The 18,403-nt window shown below is 55.8% G+C and carries 16 protein-coding genes; 5 read left to right on the top strand and 11 right to left on the bottom strand.

Annotated features, from left to right (window positions below; genetic code table 11):
* Position 1: 1 nt before the first annotated feature.
* A complete protein-coding gene (locus RJ40_RS00865; RefSeq protein ID WP_265581460.1) occupies positions 2-3,505 on the bottom strand; it encodes a helicase-related protein in 3,504 nt (1,167 codons plus the stop codon).
* A 390-nt stretch (positions 3,506-3,895) separates the two neighbouring features.
* On the bottom strand, positions 3,896-4,507 hold the full coding sequence (locus tag RJ40_RS00860; RefSeq protein ID WP_265581459.1) for a hypothetical protein: 612 nt from the start codon (positions 4,505-4,507) through the stop codon (positions 3,896-3,898).
* 282 nt (positions 4,508-4,789) lie between these two features.
* On the opposite strand from RJ40_RS00860, the gene RJ40_RS00855 reads away from it, so the two are divergent.
* Complete coding sequence (locus RJ40_RS00855; protein WP_265581458.1) at positions 4,790-5,389, top strand: hypothetical protein; 600 nt, start codon at positions 4,790-4,792, stop codon at positions 5,387-5,389.
* 444 nt (positions 5,390-5,833) lie between these two features.
* On the opposite strand, the gene RJ40_RS00850 is transcribed toward RJ40_RS00855, so the two are convergent.
* From RJ40_RS00850 to RJ40_RS00840, 3 genes are all read right to left on the bottom strand, one after another.
* Entirely contained in the window at positions 5,834-6,034 is a 201-nt protein-coding gene (locus RJ40_RS00850; protein WP_265581457.1) for a hypothetical protein, read from the bottom strand.
* A gap of 584 nt (positions 6,035-6,618) precedes the next feature.
* Entirely contained in the window at positions 6,619-6,846 is a 228-nt protein-coding gene (locus tag RJ40_RS00845) for a type II toxin-antitoxin system HicA family toxin (protein WP_265581456.1), read from the bottom strand.
* Positions 6,843-7,046 carry a type II toxin-antitoxin system HicB family antitoxin gene (locus RJ40_RS00840; RefSeq protein ID WP_265581454.1) on the bottom strand — a complete coding sequence of 68 codons (204 nt, stop codon included), beginning with the start codon at positions 7,044-7,046 and terminating at the stop codon, positions 6,843-6,845. The genes RJ40_RS00845 and RJ40_RS00840 overlap by 4 nt, the downstream gene beginning before the upstream one ends.
* A 45-nt stretch (positions 7,047-7,091) precedes the next feature.
* On the opposite strand from RJ40_RS00840, the gene RJ40_RS00835 reads away from it, so the two are divergent.
* The gene (locus RJ40_RS00835) at positions 7,092-7,730 is read left to right on the top strand and encodes a winged helix-turn-helix domain-containing protein (RefSeq protein ID WP_265581453.1); all 639 of its coding nucleotides are present in this window, start codon (positions 7,092-7,094) and stop codon (positions 7,728-7,730) included.
* Between the two features lie 208 nt (positions 7,731-7,938).
* On the opposite strand, the gene RJ40_RS00830 is transcribed toward RJ40_RS00835, so the two are convergent.
* The 3 genes from RJ40_RS00830 to RJ40_RS00820 all read right to left on the bottom strand — a co-directional run bounded on the left by RJ40_RS00830 (position 7,939) and on the right by RJ40_RS00820 (position 13,116).
* Positions 7,939-8,934: a hypothetical protein gene (locus RJ40_RS00830; RefSeq protein ID WP_265581452.1), complete on the bottom strand. Its 996-nt coding sequence runs from the start codon at positions 8,932-8,934 to the stop codon at positions 7,939-7,941.
* A 430-nt stretch (positions 8,935-9,364) separates the two neighbouring features.
* A complete protein-coding gene (locus RJ40_RS00825; RefSeq protein ID WP_265581451.1) occupies positions 9,365-12,412 on the bottom strand; it encodes an ATP-dependent helicase in 3,048 nt (1,015 codons plus the stop codon).
* Between the two features lie 68 nt (positions 12,413-12,480).
* On the bottom strand, positions 12,481-13,116 hold the full coding sequence (locus RJ40_RS00820; RefSeq protein ID WP_265581450.1) for a hypothetical protein: 636 nt from the start codon (positions 13,114-13,116) through the stop codon (positions 12,481-12,483).
* Between the two features lie 169 nt (positions 13,117-13,285).
* Here RJ40_RS00820 and RJ40_RS00815 point away from each other — a divergent pair, with 169 nt between their 5' ends.
* Positions 13,286-14,437 (top strand): hypothetical protein, encoded by a 1,152-nt coding sequence (locus tag RJ40_RS00815; RefSeq protein ID WP_265581449.1) that lies wholly within the window; start codon positions 13,286-13,288, stop codon positions 14,435-14,437.
* Between the two features lie 13 nt (positions 14,438-14,450).
* Here the strand turns inward: RJ40_RS00815 and RJ40_RS00810 are convergent, their stop codons facing one another.
* The 3 genes from RJ40_RS00810 to RJ40_RS00800 all read right to left on the bottom strand — a co-directional run bounded on the left by RJ40_RS00810 (position 14,451) and on the right by RJ40_RS00800 (position 16,857).
* Entirely contained in the window at positions 14,451-15,128 is a 678-nt protein-coding gene (locus RJ40_RS00810) for a class I SAM-dependent methyltransferase (RefSeq protein ID WP_265581448.1), read from the bottom strand.
* A 131-nt stretch (positions 15,129-15,259) separates the two neighbouring features.
* A complete protein-coding gene (locus tag RJ40_RS00805) occupies positions 15,260-15,775 on the bottom strand; it encodes a hypothetical protein (RefSeq protein WP_265581447.1) in 516 nt (171 codons plus the stop codon).
* A gap of 671 nt (positions 15,776-16,446) precedes the next feature.
* Complete coding sequence (locus RJ40_RS00800) at positions 16,447-16,857, bottom strand: hypothetical protein (RefSeq protein ID WP_265581446.1); 411 nt, start codon at positions 16,855-16,857, stop codon at positions 16,447-16,449.
* A 313-nt stretch (positions 16,858-17,170) separates the two neighbouring features.
* On the opposite strand from RJ40_RS00800, the gene RJ40_RS00795 reads away from it, so the two are divergent.
* Positions 17,171-17,425 (top strand): hypothetical protein, encoded by a 255-nt coding sequence (locus tag RJ40_RS00795; protein ID WP_265581445.1) that lies wholly within the window; start codon positions 17,171-17,173, stop codon positions 17,423-17,425.
* 103 nt (positions 17,426-17,528) lie between these two features.
* Entirely contained in the window at positions 17,529-18,305 is a 777-nt protein-coding gene (locus tag RJ40_RS00790) for a 4Fe-4S dicluster domain-containing protein (RefSeq protein WP_265581444.1), read from the top strand.
* Positions 18,306-18,403: the final 98 nt, after the last annotated feature.

The following is an 18,403-nucleotide window of genomic DNA, read 5'->3' as shown; positions in this document are numbered from 1 at the left end:
ATCACCACGGATCCCGGGCATTTTCAAGCAGTTCATTGAGATTGTAATTGATGCTGGTAACCCCGAAATCCGGTTCCCGGGAGAAGGGGCGCTTCACGTACTTTGTCGTAGAATCATCTCCGTTCACGAGGACAAGTGCAAGGATGAAATCGTCTGGTTTATTGAACGCCGTAAGAATTTCGTTTTTCGTTACCGTTACCGTCGACGCACCCTGTGCCCGACCTTTCACCTCAATGAACCGTAATTTCCCGGTATCGGGAATGGACGACTCAATATCATACCCATAGTTTTCCTTGTGAACATCGCGGGGTACATATCCAAGTGAGCATTCAGCCTTCATCACAGCATCCATCGCTATCTGCTCTATCCGGGATCTTTCCTCTGCGGATGCACAATGGTCACTCTCTTCACCCTTCTGACGTGCAAAACAACTGGCAGGAATAACCAGTGCTCCACCAACGATGTGGGGGGGAAGGGGTGAAATATTGCGTTCTTTCTCCAGTTCTGACATCCGATGTTCTAGACGAGAGGAGAGTTCTTCCGCACGATGCCGGGCTTTATTCGAGTTCATCTTGGCATTTATTTTCCCCGCCCTCTCCTCCTCCTCAAGCCGTGCCTTCTGGTAATCCCAGTAATTAATCTCCTTTGTCAACCGGGCCTGAACTTCCCGCTGGGTCTTGTCCACGAGGGTCTGACGATAGGAAGAGACCTCATCCAAGTGTCCTGGAACAAGATGTGCAACAGCAAATCCCATGATTAAGTCCTCAAAATTCTCAGGAATAGATGATACTATTTCTGGATCCAGAAGAGCCATCTCTTCTTCAGAGGGAGGGCGGCAATCAAGGTATGGTGCATATCCCGCATTGATGAAATGACCTGACGAATCGGCCTCGATAAACTGGAGCCGGCGTGAAATGATTCTCGGCTTCCCGTTCCTGTCAGTCTTTCCATCCTGAAGGGAGTGTTCGAGCACGACAATAATCCTTGGTTCGTCTACATGATTCGCCTCATCGACAAGCACGGTACCCTGCCGGAGAAGATCGCGGTTCTGTTCCTGTATAACGTCAATCACAGTATCGAGGAGTGGATGACCCGGGCACACAAATTCCGCCTTAGGTTTTCCAAGAACGTTCACCATATTCTTATCAAAGGTGATTCGTTCGTACCTCGAAATAATCGCTGCACGGGCCCCGATCACCAGGTTCCTCGTTCTAATTACGGAGGGGACACGGGAGATTTCATATCGTCCCGCTTCCCGCCTCTTGATCGTTCCTCCAAGGTGGTGGAATGCTGCAAGGAAGAATGCTTCGATATAATGGGGTTGAAGGCGCCTGGCATCAGCCCGCTCCATTTCCTTCCTGATATGTTGTACCTTGCGCGTGTCCATCGAATCATGGGCAAGTGCACGCTCTTCAAGAAGGTTCGCTAGGTTTTTACGGTCAAGGGCAGAATCAACAACCCTGTTTAGTTTCTCTCTGACATCTGGCCTATTTCCATATCTTATTGCGTCTATCAACAATTTCCTAAGTGGTTTGTCCTCAAAGGTTACCCGCCCGAGTACATCGAAGACCCGACCGCCCAGGGCGTTTCTCTCTGTATTTAACTTCTCAAGCAACCGACGATACACTTCACCCTCACGGGTATTGCTAGCCACAAGATTCCAGAGATGGCAGACTTCGGTCTGGCCGATACGATGGATTCGGCCGAAACGCTGTTCGATCCTGTTTGGATTCCATGGGAGATCATAATTGACCATCAGGTGAGCCCGCTGTAGATTGATACCCTCCCCTGCTGCATCGGTTGCAACGAGAACAACTACATTCTTATCCTGAGTAAATGCCATTTCAGCGTTTTTTCGCTGTTCTCGTCCCATTCCCCCCATGATGGTAACAACTGCTTCTGGATGGCCAAGCAGAGACCGAATCTTTTTTTGGAGATAGAGAACCGTATCGCGGTGTTCTGAAAAAATAATTATTTTGCGCCGGTTTCCGGCGGCATCAAACATCTCTGGATTGTCTTGGAGAACCTGCGACAACTCCTCCCACTTGCGATCAACACCAAAATCACAAACGTCCTTCGCTGATTTTTCGAGTTGATTCAGAATTCTGATCTCTTCCCTGAGTCCTTCGATTGTCCCTGCAGCGCTTGCCCTGTCAACACTCTGGTCCTCAAATTTTTCGAGTTCGTAATCCGGCAAGCCCTCAAGTTCGTCATCTAGATTGTCTTCTTCCCACGAAGGCAGGCCTCCTTCCCATGAACAGAGTGTTTGCTCACCCGGCTGCGGAAGTTGTTTCTCTGTAACACGTTTCTCCAATCTTTTTTTTCGGCGTATCAGAGAGTGGTATATCGCTTCTGGGGAAGATGCAAGCCGCCTTTGGAGAACAGTCAGTGCAAAACCAACATTTAATCGCGTATTTTTTTCAAGGTTCTCGGCCCGGTTGAACTCTGTACGGACATATGATGTGACCGCTTCATAGAGTGCGGCCTCCGCGTCTGAGAGAGTGTAATTGACCGTGTAAGCATATCGTTCCGGAAAGAGAGGTTTCCCGTCAAATTTGACGATTTCCTCTTTGACAAGCCGACGCATCAGATCTGATGTGTCAACTGCATGGACACCGTCGCGGAAATGTCCTTCGAACCGGTCACTATCCAGCAGAGCCATGAAGAGCTGGAAATCAGCCTCCTTCCCATTATGGGGAGTGGCCGTGAGAAGAAGGAAATTACGGGTGTACGAGGAGAGGAGACGTCCGAGTTTGTATCTCTTGGTTGGTTTAATGTCCTTTCCATAATAGGTTGCGCTCATCTTGTGTGCTTCATCACAGATCACAAGATCCCAGTCGTTTCCTTTCAGGTTATTCTGGATATCTTCGCTTCGACTGAGTTGATCGAGGCGGCAGATAGCAAGGGGATTTTCAGAAAACCAATTGCCAGTGCGCGAAGCTTCTATTTTGTCTCGGGTCAGAATCTCGAAAGGCACATGGAATTTTTGGTCCATTTCATCCTGCCACTGTTCGACAAGATTTCCCGGGCAGACGATCATGCACCTTTGGAGGTCTCCACGGGCGATGAGTTCTTTGATGAGTAAACCTGCCATGATGGTCTTTCCAGCACCAGGATCGTCGGCAAGGAGAAAGCGAAGCGGCTGCCTTGAGAGCATTGAGTCATATACCGCAGTGATCTGGTGGGGAAGGGGTTCTACAAGGGAAGTGTGAACAGCAAGCAAAGGATCGAAGAGATATGCCAGTTGTATGCGGCGTGCCTCGGATGCGAGTTTGAACAGGGCAGGGTTGGCGTCAAAACTCCAGGGTTGTCCGTTTTCTGCAATGCTAAATGTGGGTTCGTTGCTCCGGTAGAGCAGCAGGTTTGCAACATTTCCGTTGGCGTCCTTGTAGGTCAACTCCACGGCGTCATCGGAGAACTTCCGGACACTGACCACGGTGACGAGCGAATCAGAAAGAATTCCCTTTACAGTTGCACCAGGTTTGAGATCTTCAAGTTTTCCCATTCTAAAGACCCTTTCTAGTATGAAGAGAGATTATGAATCGTTACACTATATGTCATATGATTCTTATCGATACGCGTCCTTCTGTAATTTGGTTGGGATCTATTATCACGTTTGACGATTGCCCCTTAAAGAAAAATTATTTCGATCCATGAATTGCTTCATATAAACATTCGTCTGGATAAATGTTCTTCGCCAAAACGAAGTGATTCCTAGTTTGTATATCTCCTTAAGACCGCAGGTACGTGTTTCAGTGATCCGAATATCTGGTATGCAGGCGATGTGGACTATACTGAAGGAGAACCCAGGATATATCATGAAAGGGGGGTAAGTAACGCAAGGGGACTGATTCAAATCCTGTTCACCTCCAGAGACCATTCATATAATGATTCCTTATTTAAGTTCCCAGACTCCTCTGGGCGAATCGTCCCTTAGGACACCATCGAACACTAATTCTTGCCGAACCCACTGCGTATTATACCACCAACGGGCATACCCGCTAGAATGCTGCTCTTTGTCTTTATCTGTGAATTGGTCTCCTATTCTTATGATCATTTCATCCTTAATCTCACCAACACCACCACGCCCTCCCATATCACGAAGAACATCAATAAGAACTAATTTCAATACGTTTCTAGGAGTTATTTCACCGGAACTGAATGATTTATTCTCTTTATGTAAATTCTTGAAAGATTTTTTATTTTTTCTTATTCTTGCTTTCCCAGACCGACCTCTAGAATCATTAAAATGAATTTCAATCATGTGAACTAACTCAACAAGTTCATCATGCATCACGGGAAGAACTACATCCGGATCGCCCATCCGAGCAACCTCATCTTCAAGAGATTCTTTCCTGAGTTTCAGATCCTCTGGAACATGGAGTTCACAGGCCGTTAACTGATTCATTGCGAGATTAAGAGCCCCAATCTGGTTCTTTTTCTTCAGAAGTTCGGGATCTTCGTTCTGAATTGTGCCCTGAATAATTTCACCGAGTTCTTCAATCAATGAATGTGCTTTTGTTAACACTGGATTCATCTCCTTTGTGAGACTATTTTCATAAGCCAGAATAATTTGTTATGGAGTACTGTTTTCTATTTCAACAGTTATAGACCTATACTTTTCCATATAGGGAGAGGAAATCAATCCAAATTTTTTAATCTGCAATCCTCCATCGACCGCTATCGCGGCTGCCTCATCGACCTGAAGCCATCACCCCGAGCCCATCACCGGCATGCCTTGCCCTCCATACCCCCCACCCTTTATCTCCTCCCCCTCCGACTCTTCCCCATGCCACCCTCCGCCCGGGGCTTCACCGTCGTCATGGACCTCTCCTCCATCCTCGACGTGACAGACGAGCACGACCACCTCGCCCGCCTCCTCGACAGCCGCATCACGCGGGCCGGCGGGGTGCGGGAGAGCGAACTCGAAGCCTTCATCTTCGCTGTCCTCGAAGACCGGGAGGGCCGGCTGCGGGACCGCCTCACCGCCAGCCTGACTGCCACGGGGCTGAAGGAGACCGTTTCCCGCGTCATCGACGAGATGATGGACGAGGGGGAGGAGTCTGTCGCAACGTCTTTCGACGGCGGGAAGACCCAGTCCCCCTCACGCCGGGCAAGGAGGCCGATGTTCTGCACTCTGAGAATAGGGATGATGAAAACTCATCCCGGTGATCCTTCTGGTGTTCGCGTGCACACCCCTCCATTCGAGTTCCCCACACCCACCGTTCTTGCCGCCGCCTTTGAGAGACCCGTTCCTTCCCCCTGCCATCCAGCACTATCACATACGGGTTCCCGCCCATTACCCGGCCGCCATCACTACGCTGTCCGGGAGTCGGTTACGGCCTCTCATCAAGCCATGCACGCACGCAAGACCTCGACACTCTCCTGATCGAGATCCACCATGGTTCCACCCTCGTCCCTTCGTGCCCCGGCCTCCATAGCACCTGGACAAATTGCCCACCCTTCTACCTGAACGCCGGCCGAGATCACCAGCACCACCCGTCCCTCGTCACACACTTCGCAACGACCGAGATCGATGCACCCCACCCATGAACCCGCCGGCAATCCAGAACACCTGACAGAGTCACTTCCAGCAACCCCCCCGCCTTTCCAGCCGTTTGTAGCAATTCGCGGAGGGCGGCGTCACTCAACGGGCGATGCGGTGCGGTCTGATCGAGATGATCTCTCTCACTCGCCGAGATCAGGAGATCGGTTGCAACATTTCAGATCTCACACCCACACCCCCCTCCAGATCCATGAGAACCCCGGCTACCGGGTGGATGTGGGTTTTGCTGCAACATAGTACAGAGAGAGAGACGCGTCTCTCTCTGTACTAAGTACTGGCAGATCCAACCCCTCTCCTCGCCGTTCGATCGGTGCAGCACCTGCTGCAATCCTGCTGCAAACCTGCTGCAATGCTGCAAAGGTCGGCGGCCCCCCTTCCTGTAGCCTGGGCATCAAGCAAAAGTCTGAGGATCTGGTCCCTGAACGTGGTGTGCATGGTCCAGTTGGCAACTGCAAGGAACTCAACCATCGACTTCTCCGTCATACACCCACATAAGATTCCGATCAAGATCCCCTCTGCTCCCGGCCCGGTCCCGCCCTCCATCACAGAGATCACAGCAGCCGAGATCGATGCACCCCCACCCATGAACCCGCCGGCAATTCTGGAACCCCGGACACAGTCACTTCCAGCAACCCCCCCGCCTTTCCAGCCGTTTGTAGCAGTTCGCGGAGGGCGACGTCACTCAAAAGGCGGCGTAGTGCGATCTGATCGAGATGATCTCTCTCACTCGTCGAGATCAGGGGATCGGTTACACCATTTCGGATCTCGCACACACACCCACACCCGCAGACCCATGAGAACCCCGGCCACCGGGTGGGTGTGGGTTTTGCTGTACTTTAGTACTAAGAGAGAGACGCGTCTCTCTATCTGTACTAGTAATGTGAGATCAAACGCTTCTCCTCGGCGTTTGATCGTCGCGGCACCTGCTGGAAATCTGCTGAAAACCTGCTGGAAAGGTGTAAGTATTGTCGGGGCCGGGAGGGGCCTCACGGGATCACCGCCCCGCCCCCCTCATGACCGGAGCAAAAAAGAGGGAACGAGTCTCCGCTGATTTATAGAAGATTCTTAAGTTCTTCGACAGTCATGTTGGCCTGTTTCAAAATATGTGACAGCGTCGAACGCTTGACCGGCGTATGCATGGGCACGGTCAGTTTCAGGGTTGTATCGGGGAGGTGCTTTTGCAGGCGGAGATGGCTGCCCCGTTGCCGGACCACGACCCATCCATCTCTCTGAAGGGCCGTAACGATCCTGTCGTAATTCAGAACAGGCACCTTATTCATACGGCGATCTCGATCTGCTCGGACCGGTCGGTAAAAACATAATCGTCCTCGACAGTTTCGAGGTAGAGATCAATCGCTTCTCTGATATTTTTCAATGCTTCTTCTTTCGTATCCCCCTCACTGATGCAGCCTGGAAGGCTCGGTACGGAAACCGTGTACCCCCCTTCTTCACTCGGCTCAAGCACAACCCGCAGTTTCATACCACTACCTGGCAATCTGGAGAATTTATACTTGATCGTCTGGCGATGATCCCGTTCCAGGTGGTCTGGACCTGTGCACTTCAGAAGAGGGGTAAAGTCCCATCTCATCCCAAACATCTGCATCACCTGCGTTGCCATGGGATCATCGTCAAAAAGGAGAGCAAACGGAAGATCAGATCTGTTGAAACCCTCTGGATCAATGGTTTTGCGATTGGAATTGCCGCCCTTCAGGACTCCTCAGCGAAGATAACTCCAGAGAAGGTACCCCTCTCTTCACCGTTGTCTGTGTGCCTTCCCGACTTTATCTTCGTCCCGGGGATCTCGAGGGCAGAGCCCCAGTATCAGAAATCCCATTCTGGTGTCATATATCGCCAGGGGATTGCGCCGTACGGGGGTCCTGGCTCGGGCATCAAACGAGCTCTCGAAGACTGGCCCCATATCGACTTCATCGACGACCGGGAGGGCTGCCTCTTCACCGCTGTGGTGCACCGGGAAGAGGAGAAAAGTTCGGAGAAAATTCTTGACTTGTTGAGGGTCGAACCCGGACTCGCAGCCAGAGAAGGTGCAGAAAGGTTAAGTATCACGCCAAGAGCGGTCGAAAAGCAGATCGCGAAATTGCGGAAAGAAGGCAGAATCCGGCGCATCGGTCCGGCGAGGGGCGGCCACCGGGAAGTGATCGAATGAGTGCTTCACCGGTCTAGTGAAGAAAGACCGAACTGATCACCTGAATGTGACCGACGCTCTTCCTCCCGGTCGACGAAGGCCCTAATCATGATTCGTACTAATCTGGATGAGTAGTATGAGTTGTGCCGAGGCGTGGATCATACCGGTCTAGTTCCCAACACCGTTCACATCCCCGAATCAGGAAATTTAGAGAGCAAGAAAAAGAGATCTATGGATATGAAGTCTCCGTGATCTCCGGTTTTGTATCGATCCTGGAGACCTCATAATTCGCATCGACGATCTTCTCTTCCGTGACGGTTATTTCTGCGGTGACCAGATTCATGTATGAAGAATCTGCATCCGCCCTTGCAAGGAACGTATAGGTGTAGAGGGTGACCGTCGGATACCATTCGGTGGTGATGGCGCTCTGAAGGCCGAGTTTTTGACCACTATGTGCGGCATACTCGTCTGAATCGCGTATGAAGTCCTCGACCATCGTCCGGGCGGGGTCGACACCGCCGGGAGGACCGGAAAGAGTGATCTCATCCATCCAGAAATCGATCTCCTGGCCGGTCTGACTGTTTTGTTTTAGGACACCCCTGACCACGACAAGATCGCCGTTTTCGATCCCTGCGACAGGATCATGGATGGAAGAAGGAGATAAACTCTCATTCTTATCGACGGCGTCATCATTGACAGTGCGATCGCCGTTATCCTGCCCGTTGCCCTCTCCTGTTAATCCGTACCAGACAGTAACCGATGCATCTCTGCCGCTCGACAATATGAAGGTGGGGGAAAAAGTTTCGTAGAGACGACTAACGGTGCCGTAGATGGTTACCGGTGTCTCGTATACCGGTTTCTGGAGCAACTCGGAGACCTGCATCGGCCCGCCGGTGCGTTCCAGCGAGATGATCTCGACCGGAGTACCCCACTGCTGAATTGTTACCGTCTTTTCAGATACGTTCGCTTTGAAATCGACCTCTGTGTCGTCCGCAATATATCCCCTGAAATGAAGCGGCAGGTATTGTTTTCCATCATCCGCGATAATTCCGTAGAATCCCCCCTCAAGATCGATGTACTTCATCGTCCCGTGTCCCGCGATCTCGGCGGCATCGTTCTCGTTCTCCCGGGACTCATTGAGAAGTACAGTAGCCCCGACAACGGCAACGGTGATGATAATAATGCCAAAGATTATGATGGCAAGACGATCATTTTTTCGCGACACGAATGGAAATATAATATTATATCATATATTTCGGTCGTTAACTACGAAAATAATCGAAGTCATAGGTTGGAAAGAGCGTTCAAGAAAATTCAGAGGAGGGCCCTGTAGAAGAAACCCTCCTCTTTTCATCCCCTCAACCCCCTATGACCTTGAATCCATCGCCTTCCCTCATTCTTGCGCCGGGGGCTCTGCCCCCGGACCCCTGGGATGAAGAAAGGGTCGGGAAGGCGCCATTGATGCATCTGAAGAGGGGTTTGTCGTCCTCGCCCCTATCCTAATGCGGGGGGACCGGGGGGCGGCCAGCCCCCCGCAAAGATATCCATCCAGAGCATTTCTACAAAGCCCAGAGGAGAACATTTTCACCCTCGGACCGGAAGAAACCTGAAGGGTTTCATTCTCTCTCAGATCCAGTCCCGCATCTTGATTCCCATTACCACTCCCGCTCCCCCTCCGTCCCCTCGCAGAGCATCCGATAGTCACAGGAGGTACACCCGTACCCCGTCACCGCCGGGAACGCCCCCGCACGGATCTGCCCGATATTCACCGACACCCGCGCCCTGAACGTCCCCACCGTCTCTTCGGTCGGGAGATAACTCCACTCCTTCTTCTCCCGCACAAAGAAGAAGGTCGCCCGCTCGGGAAGGTCGCCGAAGATCTCCCTGACGGCGAGAGAGTAGAGGTTGAGCTGGATATTCTCCGGGAGACGCTTCTTCGTGATCGAGCCCGTGCCGCCGGACTTGTAGTCGACCACCACATACCGCCCTTCGGGCGTCCGCTCCAGGCGGTCGATGGAGCCGACGAAACGGACGCCGTCGATGAAGAACTCGAACCACCGCTCGACGTCCACCACCTCGTTGGGGTTTGCCGCCTCCCATGCCACGTAGGTCGCGACCATCTCCCTGGCCCGTGCCAGGTCCTCTTCCTCCTTCGTCTTCGAGGGGTACCCGGCCGAGGACCAGACGGCGTCGAGGACGGCGAGGGCGGCGTCGAGCGTGACCGTTTCCCCGGCCATCTTCCGGCGTCCCATCTGCTCGCAGACGGCGTGAAGCGACGTCCCGAGGGAGAAGAAGGTCTTCGGCCTCGTCGGCACCCGGAGCACCGTCCCGAACTTGAACCTCAGGGGGCAGTCCTCAAAGGTGGTGAGGGCCGAGGCCGAGAGCCTGATATCGTCGGTCAGCCCGGGCTCGGGCCGCGTCCTCGCCGTCACCCCGAGGTCGAAGGGCGCCGCAGGGACCGAGAAGAAGGCGGCCGGATCGAACGATCCCGGGTCTGCGCCCGCGGCGAGCAGCCGGCACTTCTCCAGGTCGGCGAGACGCTGCACCGCCGTCGAGAGCCGCATCTCGGCGACGGCCCGGATCGCCTCCTGCTGCAGCCGCTGCCGCGCCTGTTCGAGGTCGCCGACGACCACCCCGTCGGCCACCGTCTGCGGGGCCGGGACGGTGACGAGCCTGACGAGCGGGTTCTCCCGGTAGTCGAGTTCAGTCAGGAAGAGGGAGGGCTTTGCCGCGGTCTTCCTCTGGCCGTACATCACCGCCCGCGTCAGGTACAGCCGCTCCTCGGCACGGGTCATCGCCACATAGCAGAGCCGCCGCTCCTCCTGCAGGGAGAGTTCACGCTCGTCCTCCTCGGGGACCATGCTCCGTGCGAGGTCGCGGGGCACGGTGAACGCCTTTGCCCGGTGCCGCACCGGGAACCGGCCTTCAGAGAGGTCGAGGAGGAAGACGACCGGGAACTCGGTCCCCTTGCTCTGGTGGATCGTCATGATCCTGACGGCGTCCTCCGCCGGCGCCTCGTCCATCTCCACCGAGATCTCTCCCACCTGGTCGAGGTAGACGAGGAAGTCGGCGATGGTCGGCTCCCGCGTCAGGTCGGCGTACTCGGTGGCGAGACGGTAGAGCCAGTCCAGCACCCGCCGCTCCCTGGCGGCGCCGTCCCTGATGGCGGCATAGTACAACCCCCCGCTCTCCATCATCAGGGTGTAGACGAGGTCGGGGACCGAGAGCGTGGCCTTCACCTCGATGAGACGTGCCAGGCGGCCGGCGACCTCACGCACCGTCGGGTCGTCGGTGTGCCTGAGCAGCACCTCGTAGACGCCGTCGGTGTCGGCCTCGGGATCGGCACTCCCCCGCGCCTCCCGGTTGATCTGCTGGACCGTCAGCTCGGAGACCCCGGCCCGGCGCAGGAGACGGTTGATCGGGATGCCGGCGTTCAGGGGGTCGTCGACCACTCGCAGGGCGGCGATGAGATCCCTGGCCGCCGGGAACCTGAAGGCCTCCATCTCGCCCACGAACTCGGCAGGAATGCCGTCGTTCACGAGCTGCCGGTAGACCTTCTGCCCCTGGGCGCGTTGGCGGCAGAGGACGGCGATGTCGCTGCAGCGGTACCGGCGCGGCGTCCCTTCCTGCCGGGGGGTGAATGCCGTTTCAAAGAGACGCCGGATCTCGTCGGCCACATAGACCGCCTCGGCCGCCTCGGTCTCGCACTCGGCGACGACGACCGGTTCGCCCGCCGGGTTCTCGGTCTGGAGGTGCTTTGCAGGGCGGTCGGGGGTGTGGTCGATGAGTTCTCCGGCGAGGGCGAGGATGGTGGCGGAGTTGCGGTAGTTCTGGTTCAGCACGGTGAGCGAGCGATCCGGGTAGGTCTCGGTGAAGTCCATTACATTGCCGAAGTATGCGCCCCTGAACCGGTAGATCGTCTGGTCGTCGTCGCCGACGACGCAGAGATGGCCGTTGCAGAGGGACTTGACCAGGGCGAGCTGGGCATAGTTGGTGTCCTGGAACTCGTCGACCAGGATGTAGGGATACTGCTCCCTGAGACGGTCCCGCACGGCCGGGTGTCTCTCCAGGAGGGCGACGGCCTCGTGGATCATATCGTCGAAGTCGATGAGCCGCTCGTCCCGTTTGTAGGCTTCGTAGGCGCGGTAGACCGAGAGGAGGTCGCCGAGCCGGCAGGCCTCCAGGTCGTCGTCTGGCCGCGTCCCGAGATAGGCTTCCAGGTCGGCCGGGGCGATCAGTTCGTTTCTGAGACTGCTGATCCCGTCCATCACCGACTCGATGACACCCGCGGCGTTGTTCCCGACCTCGATCGCCTCGAAGCCGAAGGCGTCGATGGCGCGCTGTCCCCAGACGATCTGGTTCGTCCTGCTGATCAGGCCGTTCCTGAGGTTGAGCCCGCTCTCGAGGGGGTGGTCTTTGAGGAGGGCAAAGCAGAAGGAGTGGAAGGTCTGGACCGTGCAGCCCGCGGTGAGGTCGCCGGCCCGGTCGATCCGCGCCTGCATCTCACGGGCCGCCTTCTCGGAGAAGGTGAGGGCGAGGACTTCCTCGGGGCGGGCATGGGCGTCTCTGATCAGGTGGAGGATCTTCTCGGTGATGACGCGGGTCTTCCCTGAACCGGGGCCCGCGAGGACGAGTTGTTTGCCAGGGCCCGTGACCGCCTCCTGCTGGCGGGGGTTCAGGCCGGAGAGTGTATGGGTGTGCATGGGTTCAGGAATGGATGCTCCGCACGGCAGGATATAGGTTGGGATTTTCGACGGCGAAGAAACGCCGTTCACCCATCCCGCCCCGACGGACAGACCAGTTCGCAGACCCGGCAGTGGTCGAGCGGCCGGCGCTCCCCGGTTGCGGTTTTTTTGTTCACGTCGATCCGTTTCAGGCACTCGGCCCGGTGATACCGCCCGTCAACGAAGGCGTGCATGGGACACTTCGTCTGGCAGGGGGCCGGGCACTCCTCGCAGAAGGCGGGGCGACGCCCGGCACGGGGTTTTGGCACCTCCAGGTCGACCCAGAGCGCCCTGAACCTGATGCTCGCCCCGGAACCGGGAACGATCACGAGATTGTTCCTGCCGATGAAGCCCAGGCCCGCCATCACCGCGGCGTCCTTCAGGTAGATCCCGCCGTCATGCACCTGGTAGGGGAGGACGCGGGCATCGATCCTGTGCACCTCTTTCAGCCACTTACGGAGTGCTTCGGCGATCTGCTGCAGCATCCGGTCGCCGGGAGTGCTCGCTCCCTCCTCCCACCAGTCCATCTCCGGATGCTCCGGGTCGTGGTAGAGGCCCAGCACCATGATCGAGCCGGTCCCGGCGCGAAATCCCGGCGGGCCGGCACTTCGTGCGGAGGGAGAGTTCTTCAGACTTTTTGCCGGGACAAAACCCGCCACCGTGGCGCCGAGTTCCCGTGCCATTTTGACTGCTTCGGCTGCGACACCCATACGACACGATGGACCCGGCACGAGAAAATGGTGGTGGCCCGGATGGCCGGAGACGTCCGGGACCGGAGAGCATGGGTGCCGGAAAAGTGGTTGAGAAGACAGAAACTATAATATGCCAATACCATTACCCTCTAATCAGATTATGGAATTTCTGGATTGGCTCGAAGACAATTTTCCCCGCGATTTTTATGATGAAGCCATTGCACAGCGGGCCCTCCGCCACCTCCGGAATCCTGAGAAATGGGATCTCTTCTCTGAGGACTATGTGCTCCAGCGCACCTCTGAGGGGCGGTGGTATGAATGCCTTGTGTATGAGATTCTGCTTGAACTCTCTCTCCGGACCGACACCGTCCGGTCCGTCGTCAGAAAGGGTGCCGACGCACCCGGCCCCCATATCAGGCCGCATCCCGGTCAGAACGGATTTTATTATTCAGAAAAAGGGAACCTGACCGTTCGGGGGAACGGCCAGACGATCGCCGAGATGGACCTCTTTTTTGTGGACCACCACGGGAACCTGGGCTTCTTCGAGGTGATCACCTCGGCGATGGGCCTGAAAGAGTTTCACGACGAGATCTGTTACAAAAAACGGTTGCTGGGTTCGATGCTCGGGCAGGAGACGGTGCCCTTTGTCCTGGTCTCGTCGGCGGACGTCTCGGGGTACAGCAGTATTCAACAGATCATATCCGAGCCCGACAACCTCGTCCTGATCACCAATCCTGTAGAGGAGATCAGAGACCTGATCTATGAGGGGTCGATACGAAAAAGACCAACAAAATCGGACCCCCATCCGAAGTTCCTCGACCTCGCCAGGATCGGTTCGGGCGATGCCTTCGACTACCGGGCAGTCCACGACCGGAACCGGGAGCGGGTCGTCAGGGCCATGCTCTCCTCCGGAGACGACGGGATGGAAGCGGTCTCGTCGGTCATCAACCCGCTCTCAAAGAAGATCATGCTCGGCACCCTGGACGAGGCCGGCGTCGAGGCGATGCTCCATGACCGGGCGGTCAGAATCAAGGACGCGGTATTCGGTGCAGACGACGTGAACCGGGAGTTCCCGAGGGTGGTGATCGCCTTCGACATCCCTGCCTACACCCCGGTCATCTATCTGAAGGTGAGGGGGAAAGAAGAATATTTGAAGATCGTGCAGGCCCATTCGGGAGACCTGGTATTTCAGAGTACACGGACGCCCGCACGCTCGATGGCAGGGTTCTATGAGTGGCTGAATGAAGAGAAGCCCATGGTGACGGCAGAGGTCGCGGAGAGTTATGCCTCGCTCTTTCTCGATATGAATTGAATGGGGCTTTCGGTCACGCTCTCCTCCCTGAAAATACTGCAAAAGGCCTGTTCTTGTAGACGACGTCCACGTCGACAAACCCGATCTCGGTCAGCCACTGCATCTGGACCGAGAGTTTCTCCATCTTATCCAGCCGGTCCCGCCGTTCCAATATCTCGACCTTCGTCTCCGGGGGCAGGGGGCCTTCGTTCACGAAGGCGTCCCAGTAGGCAAAGTTTCGCTCCTGCTGCCAGGCGCTCTCGCCTTTCACCTGCTCCGCGTTCACGAAGACGCCGCCAGGTTTCAGAGCCTCGAAGATCCTCTGGTACAGGGCATATTTCTCCTCACGTTTGAGGTGATGGATGGAGAGGGCCGATGCGATCAGGTCGTACCGGTGGGAAAGACGCTCCTGCCGGTAATCCCCGACCAGATAATGCACTCCCTCCCTTCCGGCAAAACGCTGTCTCGCCACCTCCAGCATTCTCTCTGAGTTGTCGATGAGGGTGACGGAGGCTGCGGGGTATCTCTGGAGGAGCAGTGCAGAGAGAAGACCGGTGCCGGCACCGACATCCAGGATAGACGGCGCCTCCCCCTGCCACGCCGCCGCCCAGACGGCGGCGCCGTAGAACGTCTCGAACTCGGGGATGATCCATTTTCGGTGGGTGTCGTACTCCGACGCCCCGGCATCGAACGCCGCCTTCACCTCGTCCATGGGTGTTGGTCTGGGGCCGCGGCTATATAAATCCGCAGCGTGGGATGACAGTCCGAACGGTGCGGGAGACTGAGGGCTTCATCGGTAGAACAAAATGATTGAGAGGAGGGGGTGTCGACACCCCATCCGGATCATTCTTCAGGAGAATCATCGGAGACCGCGTACGATCCCCTGCTCGCCTCCTCAAAGAGCCCCGAGCAGATCCCGCAGAGATGGATCTTGATCTGGTCTGTCCCGGCATTGCCGGGATGCACCGCTCTGCTCCTGAGTTGCAGGGTGTCGGCGATCAACTGTTTTTCCTCTTCGAGAGACCGGATCTCATCATAGGCCTTCTGGATCTCAGGATGGTCCTGGCTGATATCGTACGCCGGGTCGGTGGAGATCTGGTCTATGGAAACTTTCAACCGATTCAAGACTGTCAAAATGGTCTCGGAGTCATTCTGGCTTTTCTGGACAATCTCATTCACGTTCGGGATCTTTTTGCCGAACTGCGGAATGTCGGTTTTTATGGTTTCGATCTTAAAGTCGAGATACTGGTTCCCGGCGAGTTGATCGACGATTGACTGATAATATTCTGTGACCTCAGCCTTTTTCGATCCGATCTTATTGTGAAGGAGTTGGATCTTGAGATCGACCTCTTTGGTCATTGCAGAGGTCAGTTCGAGGATCTCACCTTCAGAACGCCTGCAGATATAGCATTCTTTTTCTGAAGATTCGGCAGGACCGGATTTTGTTTTCTGATTTCGGTTCACCAGCATGTCCAGGAGGGCCATAATATATGAAATGAATTCTGATTTTATAAAGATTGCTTTTTTGATTTCCTATAATTTGCCGTTTGATATCCGGAATTTCAATTCAGACGTGGATTGATGAGTTATATTTCGCATCGAGATCTCCGTATCTTCAGCAGGCGCAGTCGACGGGTCGGGGATGAATATGATGCTCTCATTCGATGATCGGAGCCGACAAAATTGCGGCGATTTCCGGCCACTTTCCTGGCCCGTGTCCGGGCGTTTCCGGAGATCATGGACGTGACATATAACCTGCGCTCATCCGGGGGGCGAGAGGGCCAGGAGAATCCATGGATTGCCCGTCATTTCATGAAGAACCTTCATTCCGCCGCGGTCTCTGAACACGCCCGATCTGCCCCCGGATCCGGGGGTCCGACCCCCGATCGAAGGGCAATATGGCCGTAGTTTCGTCCTGGCGAGGGTGACCCTCCGGGATGAGGGCTGGCGGGGCAGGGCGATCTGCCGCAGGTCTCCCATGAATGGACGGCATCCTGGCTGTATCAGACAATACCGGAAAATGGGCGAGTTCAGAGGAGCGACCTCTCGCTCCGCGCCCGGTACCTCCCTGCGGTGCGCTCGTACATCCACGCAAATTCCGCAAGCGCACCGGTGATCTCCTCGTCAGAATATCCGGCCTGCAGATACCAGTCGCCGATACGACCGACTGCCTCGGTATAGGAGAGCGGCCGTGCCCACGCTCCGGGGAGCGGGCGGGGCGTTCCCGGGTGCTCTTCCCGGAGGAGTTCCACTGCGGCGTGTGCCCCTCGGGGCAGCGGACGCCCGGTCGGGATGACAAAGTAGCCGGACGCCCGGTAGGGGGAGGCGTCCTCCCCGTCTGCGGCGTGAACGCAATGTGCCACCCGGTGGAAGAAGAGGCGGCCCGGCCCCTCGCCGTGATGGTGGAGGAGGCCGCAGTGCGGGCACCAGACTGCCACCACGGTTTTTTTTCCAGGAACCCGGTAGGCGGGGAGGCAGATGGGGGGGTCGGGGGTTTTTTCGTGGTTCTGAGGTGTCATGATGAGAACTATTGCGGAAGGATTATTTAAGTTGGTCTTTACTTTTTTCACGAGTCTCTGACAGTTCTGATGGGGACCGTTCAGTCCTCTCCCCGTGACCGACCCAGGCTGACCCGACATATTGAATCCTCGCCGGCCTGCACCTTGCGTACGGTGCGCAGATGAAGGCCATGACACCTTCAAAAATTTCAGGCAGCGGCCCGTTGAAGTCCTCGGTGTCGAGGTAATCGCTGACATGGAGGGGAGTACCAGGATAGCGAATGGCCTTGACGATGAACTGCGGTCTGATCCGGCGAAGAGAAGCATCCCGGTCAGGTCCAGACAGAATGAGTATTCCTGGATCACTCCAGGCAGAACCGAACAGTATTTCATCCCTAAACATTCAGGTGAGATCCGGAGGAACAATGATGAAAAAGAGGAGGAGAGGGGGAAAGATACAGGATTTTCTTACCGAACTCGAAGACGGCGAGAGCAAAATCCTGGAATATGAAGGCGTGATCCTCGCCGCCCCTGGTTCCCCGCAAAGAGATGAGTTTCGAGATCCGGACAGACCGATGTCTGCTCCTTTGAGTTTTAAAGAGAAAGTTCTGTTCTTGATACGAATACTGCCCCACATCAGACGGATCAAAAGGGCGCAGAAGCGGAGCATCATTTCACTGGAAAAAAATCCTGAAAACCCCGAAACGATTGCCAGCGACGATTTTCTTCAAGACCTTGAACTCACCCTGACCACCATGGGCGTCTCAGAGATCGGCTATGCGACGGTTTCCGAAGATGAGATCTTTCAACAGAAAGGGATCCTCTACACCAACGCCATCGTGATCACCGCACCGATGGACAGAGAGAAGATCGATACCGCCCCGAGTCTCGATAGTTCGGACACCTCTTTTGCTTCCTATGCAATGCTCGGGGAGATCGTCAATCAGGTCGCTGGTTTTTTACGGACAAACGGTTTCGGGGCCCAGGCAGATCCGGCACTGGGAGGGAAAGTGTCGTTCCCGAACCTCGCGGAGAAAGCGAAGATCGGAGTTCGCGGCAGGCACGGGCTTCTGATATCCCCGGCGAACGGCCCGTGCCAGAGGATTGCGGCAATCTATACGAGCATCACGAACCTGCCGGTCAGTTCCGAGAACCCTCACGCATGGATCCGTGACTTCTGCAAGACCTGTGGAGAGTGCGCCAGAAATTGTCCGGGGGATGCGATCGATCGGGGAACCGATCCCGGTTCAGAGATCCGTCGCCCCTTTCTCGATGCAAAGAAATGCCACCCGTACTTCGAGGACCGCCATGGCTGCGGGGTGTGCATACGGGTCTGTCCGTTCCACATACAGGGGTATGAGAGAATCCGTGCAATGGTAAAAGAGCGATAAGGCTGTGCCTTCATGGAATGAAGAGCGGCCCCGGCCGAGACCGGGAGGAGAGCGTCCGATGGGCCGACTCAATTTCGGGAGGTTATAACCAGTCAAAA

This window comes from Methanofollis aquaemaris, assembly GCF_017357525.1.
GTDB lineage: Archaea > Halobacteriota > Methanomicrobia > Methanomicrobiales > Methanofollaceae > Methanofollis > Methanofollis aquaemaris.
The sequence above is the reverse complement of the archived record's forward strand: the minus strand, read 5'-3'. Positions and strand labels throughout refer to the sequence as shown.

Coding starts and splice junctions, on each gene's coding strand:
- RJ40_RS00840 (WP_265581454.1), bottom strand. CDS start 7,046: ATGAAACTGCGGGTTGTGCTTGAGCCGAGTGAAGAAGGGGGGTACACG.
- RJ40_RS00835 (WP_265581453.1), top strand. CDS start 7,092: ATGATCCCGTTCCAGGTGGTCTGGACCTGTGCACTTCAGAAGAGGGGT.
- RJ40_RS00795 (WP_265581445.1), top strand. CDS start 17,171: ATGGAGGGGAGTACCAGGATAGCGAATGGCCTTGACGATGAACTGCGG.
- RJ40_RS00855 (WP_265581458.1), top strand. CDS start 4,790: ATGCCACCCTCCGCCCGGGGCTTCACCGTCGTCATGGACCTCTCCTCC.
- RJ40_RS00820 (WP_265581450.1), bottom strand. CDS start 13,116: ATGGCACGGGAACTCGGCGCCACGGTGGCGGGTTTTGTCCCGGCAAAA.
- RJ40_RS00865 (WP_265581460.1), bottom strand. CDS start 3,505: ATGGGAAAACTTGAAGATCTCAAACCTGGTGCAACTGTAAAGGGAATT.
- RJ40_RS00825 (WP_265581451.1), bottom strand. CDS start 12,412: ATGCACACCCATACACTCTCCGGCCTGAACCCCCGCCAGCAGGAGGCG.
- RJ40_RS00815 (WP_265581449.1), top strand. CDS start 13,286: ATGGAATTTCTGGATTGGCTCGAAGACAATTTTCCCCGCGATTTTTAT.
- RJ40_RS00845 (WP_265581456.1), bottom strand. CDS start 6,846: ATGAATAAGGTGCCTGTTCTGAATTACGACAGGATCGTTACGGCCCTT.
- RJ40_RS00810 (WP_265581448.1), bottom strand. CDS start 15,128: ATGGACGAGGTGAAGGCGGCGTTCGATGCCGGGGCGTCGGAGTACGAC.
- RJ40_RS00850 (WP_265581457.1), bottom strand. CDS start 6,034: ATGGTTGAGTTCCTTGCAGTTGCCAACTGGACCATGCACACCACGTTC.
- RJ40_RS00805 (WP_265581447.1), bottom strand. CDS start 15,775: ATGACCAAAGAGGTCGATCTCAAGATCCAACTCCTTCACAATAAGATC.